Here is an 8,255-nt window from a genome sequence, read left to right on the forward strand (position 1 = left end):
CAGCCAGGCCATGACCCCGTAGACAACCATAGACCAAGGTCAGTCCAACAACGAACCTGAGGCAACCGTGAAACCAATTAGACAACGCTTTACTTTACCCCCAAACGGGACCCGGGCCTCGAGTTCACACCATCACCGTGATGCGCTTGCTACCCTTCCTCCTACCGGTCTACCCGCCCCCTTGTCCCATGCCTTGATCATGTGCGACCCCCTCCGCGTCCTGCGACCTGATGCCCGGCGCCGCGTCATCATCTTGACACAGCGCCCCCGGCACGCCATCTGCGGCCTACTGGATTTAGCTCGCGTCTGACAGACATCGATGGGCCGCTGCGGTTTCCGAGCGCGCCCCCTGCGTGGATGATGATGTCTCCCTCGACCGGTGGAAGTCCCGGGGGTCACGCCGCCGCGCCTCTTTTCGAGGCCGGGGATGGAGGCGCCGCGAACTGGCGGGAGCGTGTGCCTCTGTCGGATGGTTCGTGGCGGGGTCCGTCCTGCCGGCGCGGTCTGGCTCCTGAGGTTCACGTACCCGAACGAAATTGGTGATGGAAACGGACAACTGTTCCGGTTCTGTGGCCCTTGGACAACACTCGGCCCCCCCTCGCGGGATGGTCGCCGACTTCGAAGAATTGGATGATCACGATGGCCGAAGGCGACACCACCACCGCAGCCAATGCGACCGCCAGCGAAACCACCGCCAACGATGGGCCGTTGCTCGACCTGACCGATGCGGCAGTCAAGAAGTTCATCAAGGCGGCCAAGACCCGCGGCTACGTCACGATGGACGAGCTCAACAAGGTGCTGCCTTCCGAGGAAGTGACCTCCGAGCAGATCGAGGACACGCTGGCGATGCTCAGCGAGATGGGCGTCAACGTCGTGGAGTCCGAAGACGACGCCGAGGCCACCGAGGTCACGGTTCGTGAAGACACGGCTGTGGTCGAGACCACCAAGGAAGCCGCCTACGATCGTACTGACGACCCCGTGCGCATGTATCTGCGCGAGATGGGCTCGGTGGAGTTGCTCTCGCGCGAGGGCGAGATCGCCATCGCCAAGCGCATCGAGGCCGGCCGCGACACCATGATCCGGGGCCTGTGCGAAAGCGCGCTCACCTTCGAGGCCATCATGGTGTGGCGCGAGGAACTGGAGGGCGGCCGGATCCTTCTGCGCGAGGTGATCGACCTTGAGCAGACCTACGGCGGCATGACCGCCGCCGCCGCCGAGGAGCTGGCCGCCAATGCGCCGCCGCCGGCCGAAGTCGTCGAGGAGGCCCCCGAACTCAACGAGGACGGCGAGGTCATCGCCAAGGGCGACAGCGACGACGACGACGACTTCGATGACGGCGCCGGTCCCACCATCAGCGCGATGGAAGCGGAGCTGCGCGAAGGCGTGATGGTGACCCTGGATGCCATCGCCGTCGAATTCGAGAGTTTCCGCCTGTTGCAGGAAAAGCTGGTGGGCGCGCGCCTGCGCGGCGAACAGCTCGGCGACAAGGACCTGAAGGCCTATCAGGCCTCGGCCGCCGCCATTGTCCAGTATCTGAAGACTCTGAAGCTGAACAACAACCGTATCGAGGCGCTGGTCGAGCAGCTGTACGCGATCAACAAGCGCCTGATGGTGCTGGAAGGCCGCTTGCTGCGGCTGGCCGACAGCTACGGGATCAGCCGCGCCGAATTCCTGAAGGCCTACTTCGGCCAGGAAATGACCCCGGACTGGACCGATCAGGTCAAGCTGCTGGGCGTGCGCTGGACCAAGTTCGCCGAGAACGACGCCAGCCAGATCGGTGACATCCGTTCGGAAGTCGCGGCCCTGGCCACCGAAACCGGCGTGCCCATCGACGACTATCGCCGCATCGTCCAGACCGTCCAGAAGGGCGAGCGCGAGGCCCGCCAGGCCAAGAAGGAAATGGTCGAGGCCAACCTGCGCCTCGTGATCTCCATCGCCAAGAAATACACCAACCGCGGCCTGCAGTTCCTGGATCTGATCCAGGAGGGCAACATCGGTCTGATGAAGGCGGTCGACAAGTTCGAGTACCGCCGGGGCTACAAGTTCTCCACCTACGCCACTTGGTGGATCCGGCAGGCGATCACCCGCTCGATCGCCGACCAGGCCCGTACTATCCGCATCCCGGTGCACATGATCGAGACGATCAACAAGATCGTCCGGACCTCGCGCCAGATGCTGCACGAGATCGGCCGCGAGCCGACGCCGGAGGAACTGGCCGAGAAGCTGGCCATGCCGCTTGAGAAGGTGCGCAAGGTCCTGAAGATCGCCAAGGAGCCGATCAGCCTAGAAACCCCCATCGGCGACGAGGAAGACAGCCACCTGGGCGACTTCATCGAGGACAAGAACGCCATCCTGCCGATCGATGCGGCCATCCAGTCCAACCTGCGCGAGACCACCACCCGCGTGCTGGCCTCCCTGACGCCGCGCGAGGAGCGGGTTCTGCGCATGCGCTTCGGCATCGGTATGAACACCGACCATACCCTGGAAGAGGTTGGCCAGCAGTTCAGCGTCACCCGCGAACGCATCCGCCAGATCGAGGCCAAGGCCCTGCGCAAGCTGAAGCACCCCAGCCGGTCGCGCAAGCTGCGGAGTTTCCTCGACAGCTGACGGCCGCGCCGCCCACTACGCCAGGCCCTGAAATGCAATAAGGGCGTCATTGACCAGACCCATCACGTCCTCCTCCAGAGTGCCGCAGCGGATCTTCACGTTTTCCCGGCGGATGGTCACGATCTTGTCAACGGCGATAGTTGAGTTCTGCTCTAGGCCGTTGGCTTCGGTTGGGGCGACAGGGATTCGGAAGAAGACGTCCCTTTGAGCGTCCTCCGCGCCATAGATGAGGCAAAACTGGAGGCTGGCGTGTTCATCCAGGGCTTCGGCCTGGATCAATACCGCCGGTCGAGGCTTGCCGGTGAGGTGGCCTTTTTCGGCGACCACCCAGACCTCGCCCCGCGCAAGGCTCATGGCTCTAGGCTACCGTTCAAGGCCTGAACATACTCCGCGTCCTCGAGAAGCCGTAGCTCGGACGGATCGTCACGATGGCGCTCGGTCCAAACTCGGGCTTCTTCCATCATCCGGTTGCGTTGAGCGGCGTTGCGGCGCGGCAGATGCGACGTGGTCGACGTGTTCTCGTCCGGACCAAGCAACTTCTCGACGAGAGTGTCGATGTCAGCTGAGATGTTAGCGTCCGCCAGCGCTTGCCGGACCAGCGACCTTGATCGGGTGAATGGCTGGTCCAGATCGATGGAAACGGCGCTTGCGATCTTCTCTGCGCGCGCCGCCGCTTGGGCGAGTTGTTGATGAAGTTCGCTTCGCGGATCGAAGCGCGGGATGGGCAGCGTGAAGAACAGCTTGTCGAAATCCCGTGCGCCCTGCTCTCCACGTGACTGCAGGTGAGCAATACGGCGGCGCGCAGCCTCGCTGTTGAGGAACGCCGTCAAATAGCCAGCTTCGTCCAGTGTGGCGACACTGGCCCAATAGAGCTTGTGGTCGATGATCACGGCGGAGTTGCGAACGATGGCGGCAGCGGGCAGCGTGCCCGACTTGCTGAAGACCACCCGGATCGCCGCCGGGCTTGCCTGGGCGCTGAGTTTTCCGATGTGGTTGAGTTGCTGCGACAGAGTCGCCCGGCCGCTTCCGTGGGTTCGCCACAGGCCCTCGGCCCGTTCGAGCCAGTTGCTGAGATGCGTGTGCCCGCGCCGCGCTGCCATGTCCGCATTCACCATATCGCCGCTCGGCAGCATCGGGATGATCCCCTCGCTCGCTCGAAGCACGCGGAACGGCGCAATCGACTCTCCCAGCAGCACGGGCCGCAGGAACTCGGCTTCAACTGCGCCTTCAAGCAGCGCGACGTCTTTCCACGCACCCTTACGATCCCGAGGTTCACTGCGCACCAACGGCGCAGATGCGTTCGTGCCGATCCTGCCGCCCTGAATGCGCTCGACCAGGCAGAGCAGGCGCGGATAGAGGGTTGCACCGTTGTTAAAGCGATCCCGATAGGGCGACCCCTTTGTGAATGTGACAACGGAGGGCGCGTCGGTAGCGAACACCTGGATGTAGCGGGCGGCCTCGGCCTCCGAGGCGTCCTTGCGGCCACTCGGGAGGCGACCGACGAACGCAGTAGCCTTGGTCGGAATCGGTCGTGGCATGACGCTGCGGGTCGCGAACAGGACGCACGTCGGCACCCGGAAAAGCGGCTGGATGTCCTGGTTGTCCAGCACCCAGGCCCGGTCGAACGCCACATGGGCGCCGGTCCAGCTGCCAGAACGGAACCCGCGGAACTGTCCGCGGGTCATGGCGGCCAGTGGCAGGACCATCGCTATCCGTCCACCTGGCGTATCACCCTGCGGCGCGCGCAGGTAGAGTTGTGTGGAGCGGGCGAAGAACAGCGCCGAGAGGTCCATCTGGGTGACCAGCTTGGCCTCATCCTGGCCCGTGACCCAAACGCCCAGCGCGCGGCTTGAATCGCGGAACCGCTTTTGCATGGGCCGTGACATGTATCGATAGGACAGCCACGGCGGGTTGCCGACGATCACGTCCATCTTCCGTCCCTGAGACACGGCGATAGGGCGGCTTAGGTTGCGCGCGACATAGGTCCAGATGTGGTCGCGCCCTTCGTCACGCAGGCGTTTGAACCGCGTGTAGGTATCTTCCAGCGTTCGAAGTTCATCATCCCTCGCGCCGCGTCGGCTAGCCAGAGTGAGAAATGCCTCGGGCCGATGACCTTGCTCAGCCGACTGATCCATGAGTTCGGTAAGTCGATCAAAATCGGCAGTTCGTTCGCAAAGACTCAGGGGGAAGCGGAGCGTCGTCGAGCCAAATAGCGGCTGATTCGGATCAGGCGGCGCCTCGACGATCAGGTCCTCTTCCAACTGATCACGGCGGACGTTCCATTGCAGTGCGTCGCCCATAAACACGGGCACGACAAACTCACCCCGCCGGAGGGCCAGCGCGGGACCGAGACCCAGAAGATAAGTGACACGGGCAAAGATCACCGCAACGGGGTGGACGTCGAAGCCGAAAACCTGGTCCGCCAGGATGACAGCCATGTCCTCGACCGGCACCGCCTTCTTCTCCAGCGCGGCGCGCTTCAGGCGCAGGGTCTGAAAAAGAAACGTTCCCGATCCGCAGGCAGGATCCAGAACGCGATCCGTCGCGGCATGCTGGACCGCGTTGCGAACCACTTTCGTCGCGAGCCAGTCTGGCGTGTAGTATTCGCCGAGATCGTGGCGTTGGGCGGGATCGATCAGATTCTCGTACAGCACCTTCAGCAGATCGACCTGTATGTCGCCCAGATCAAACCGTGACGCGTGCTGGACAAGCAACTCAACGATCCGTTCCCCATCTGGCGCATGCAGGACCCAGCCGAAGAAATCGTCCTCGACCGCCCCACGGACGCCGGCCCTCTCAAACCGGGCTCCGTTCAGCAGTTCGCTTGGCGACTGGCTGTCAAAACCCATCGCGCCCGCTGCGATCGCCTTGGCGACGGTCACCAGATAGGTGTGCTGCAGCCACAAAGTGTCGTCTTGGGTCAGCTTGTTCTCATCACCATACACGCTGCCCATGTGGCGTGCCCAAAGCTGCCGCTTAAGTGCCGCTTCCGGACTCAGCCGCACGGCGCTCCAAGCGCTGGCCAGCCTCGCTGAAACTCTCGCGAACGCGGTGCTTTCGCGCCCCAATTCATTGATGATGTTCAACGCGTCGGCGGGTACACGGTCCTGGACGGTGACAACACCTTCGAGCCAAGCGACCAAGTTGCGCGGCTTGTCCCGCTTGGTTTCGTGCCGTGTAAGTTCGCGCAGCCCGTCGCCGTCAGTTTCATAAGCGATGAATTCGGCGCCATCCGTGGTGAGGCCCACATAACGTTGGCCTGTTTCGCCTTCTCGCTGTGGCAGATATCTAGACAGTTGCAGCTTGGCGTCGCTCAGTTCTCGCCGAAGGTCAGACTTGATCTCGATGATCGTACGGCCGAGGAGCGCGTCGATGCGCCCCCTCACCTCTGGCACCTGACGCTCGAAATCAATCTGGGTCGAATCCGCGCCCAAAGCGTCCGTCAGCAGTCGGTAGACGAGCGAGCGTACCTTCTCGTGCTTTGGACGGCTCGCCAATTCGGCGACCGTCCGTTCAAGGACGTCAGGGGCGATCATGACATATAAACCTCGGGCGGGAATGATGACGACTCACTGTTTCGCCTCGTCTCGCTCCCGCAAGGAGTTCTAGTTAGCACACCAGCAAATTCAAAATGGGTGAATGCAACGCCCGCATGATCCACGTGATCGAGAGGACAACAATATCGCTCGGACCACCCTACGACGCTCGCAAGAGATTCGGAGTAGGCCGGGGCCGGAGGAACCAGCTGAAACACCCCAGCCGGTCGCGCAAGCTGCGGAGTTTCCTCGACAGTTGACGGCCGGGGACTCTAGAAACGCCTGACATCTGTCACGGAGTTTCCATGTTTCTTCGCAAGTTGCTGCCAATGTCGGTTTCGCTGGTCACGCTGGCCGCCTCTTGGATGGCTGTTGCCCAGGTTTCGCCGGCGACCGAGACTTCAGCCGCCAGCATCAAGGCCCATATCACCTTCCTGGCCAGCGACCTGCTGGAGGGCCGCGATACAGGCACGCCCGGCTACGATATCGCCGCCAACTATGTGGCCTCACAGTTTGCGCAACTGGGCCTGAAGCCCGCCGGGACGAACGGGACCTACTTCCAGCCGGTGCCGCTGGTGGCGGTGCGGTCGCGCGATGAGGGGCGTTATGTCCTGAAGGCGAAGGACGGAACCGAGACGCCGCTGGTCTTCGGCGATGACTATATGGTGGCCCGTTCGTTCGGACCTGCGGAACGCAAGGTCACGGCGCCGATGGTCTTCGTGGGTTTCGGCGTGGTGGCGCCCGAGCGCAAGCGTGACGATTACAGGGGCCTGAACGTCAAGGGCAAGATCGTGGTGGTGCTGGCGGGCGCGCCGTCCGGCTTCCAGACCGAAGAGCGCGCCTACTATGCCAACGGCCGCACCAAGCGTGAGCAGGCGGCCAGGCGCGGCGCGGTGGGCATGATCACGCTCTACACACCCACCGACGAGAAGCGTCGCCCCTTCGCCGAGGGCAAGCGGTCCTGGCAGCAGTGGGCCATGAACTGGCGAACGCCGGACGGCGCGCCCAATGATACCGCCCCGAATACTCCGTCGTTGGGCTCCCTGAGCTTGCAGGGCGCCGGAAAGTTGTTCGCGAGCGCGAAGGTTCACTGGGCCAAGGTGATCGAGGCGGCGGAAAAGCCGCAGGGCGAGACCCCACGCTTTGAATTGCCGGGGTCACTGGATGTCACGGTGCGTACCGAGACCAAGTCCATCGAGAGCGCCAATGTCGCGGCCATGATCGAGGGCTCCGATCCTGCGCTGAAGGCCGAGGTGGTGGTGCTGTCCGCTCATCTCGATCACATCGGCGTCTCGGCGCCTGTGAACGGCGACAGCATCAACAATGGCGCGCTCGACAACGCCTCCGGCATCGCCACCACCCTGGAAGTTGCGCGGGCCTTCAAGGAGAGCGGCAAGGCGCCCCGCCGTTCAGTGATGTTCCTGGCGGTGACGGGCGAGGAGAAGGGCCTGCTCGGCTCGGAGTACTTTGCGCGCAATCCCACGGTCCCGGCCAGCTCAATGGCGGCCAACGTGAACCTGGACATGCCGATCTTGACCTATGCCTTTACCGATGTCATCGCCTTCGGCTCAGATCGCTCGACCCTGGGCGCGGCCGTGGCGCGCGCTGCGGCGAAATCCGGAGTGGGTCTGTCGCCGGATCCGCTGCCGGAGGAGGGCTTCTTCACCCGCTCGGACCACTTCCGTTTCGTGGAAGCCGGTGTGCCGTCGATATTCCTGATGACAGGCTTTCAGGGTCCTGGTGAAGCCCAGTTCAAGGGCTTCCTGGCTTCGTGCTACCACAAACCCTGCGATGACTTGAAGCTGCCGATCGACTATGTGGCCGGGGCCCGGTTTGCGACCCTGAACTATGACATCGCCCGCGAGATTGCTGACGGCGATGCGCGTCCCGTGTGGAAGAAAGGCGACTTCTTCGGTGGCAAGTTCGCGCGGCCCGCGCTGGTGGCGACGGAGTAGGCGTCAGCGCCAGCCGTAGTTGAAGCTTACGCTGACCCGGGGCGTCTTTGCGCGATTGGCCGGCACCTCGTGGCGCAGCCAGCTTTCCCAAAGATACACGGTGCCCGCCTCCGGCTGGAGGTAGACGAAACTCCGCGCGGACTCCGGCGCATCGGCC

Annotated in this window: 5 protein-coding genes; 2 read left to right on the plus strand and 3 right to left on the minus strand. The window is 63.4% G+C overall.

Going from position 1 to position 8,255, the window contains the following annotated elements; translation table 11 throughout:
- The first annotated feature begins 639 nt into the window (after positions 1 to 639).
- On the plus strand, positions 640 to 2,607 hold the full coding sequence (gene rpoD / locus ACIQ3B_RS17420; protein WP_397404828.1) for an RNA polymerase sigma factor RpoD: 1,968 nt from the start codon (positions 640 to 642) through the stop codon (positions 2,605 to 2,607).
- Between the two features lie 15 nt (positions 2,608 to 2,622).
- Here the strand turns inward: rpoD and ACIQ3B_RS17425 are convergent, their stop codons facing one another.
- A complete protein-coding gene (locus ACIQ3B_RS17425) occupies positions 2,623 to 2,961 on the minus strand; it encodes a type II toxin-antitoxin system PemK/MazF family toxin (protein ID WP_397404822.1) in 339 nt (112 codons plus the stop codon).
- Positions 2,958 to 6,143 (minus strand): N-6 DNA methylase, encoded by a 3,186-nt coding sequence (locus ACIQ3B_RS17430; RefSeq protein ID WP_397404824.1) that lies wholly within the window; start codon positions 6,141 to 6,143, stop codon positions 2,958 to 2,960. Before ACIQ3B_RS17430 ends, ACIQ3B_RS17425 begins: the two co-directional genes overlap by 4 nt.
- 305 nt (positions 6,144 to 6,448) lie before the next feature.
- Between ACIQ3B_RS17430 and ACIQ3B_RS17435 the strand changes: the two genes are divergently transcribed.
- Positions 6,449 to 8,098 (plus strand): M20/M25/M40 family metallo-hydrolase, encoded by a 1,650-nt coding sequence (locus ACIQ3B_RS17435; protein WP_397404826.1) that lies wholly within the window; start codon positions 6,449 to 6,451, stop codon positions 8,096 to 8,098.
- Positions 8,099 to 8,101: 3 nt separating this feature from the next.
- Here ACIQ3B_RS17435 and ACIQ3B_RS17440 read toward each other — a convergent pair.
- Positions 8,102 to 8,255: putative 2OG-Fe(II) oxygenase (locus ACIQ3B_RS17440; protein ID WP_397404830.1), on the minus strand; the 154-nt coding region annotated here is incomplete at its 5' end.

The sequence above is a fragment of the Phenylobacterium sp. genome (genome assembly GCF_044358365.1).
Lineage (GTDB): Bacteria > Pseudomonadota > Alphaproteobacteria > Caulobacterales > Caulobacteraceae > Phenylobacterium.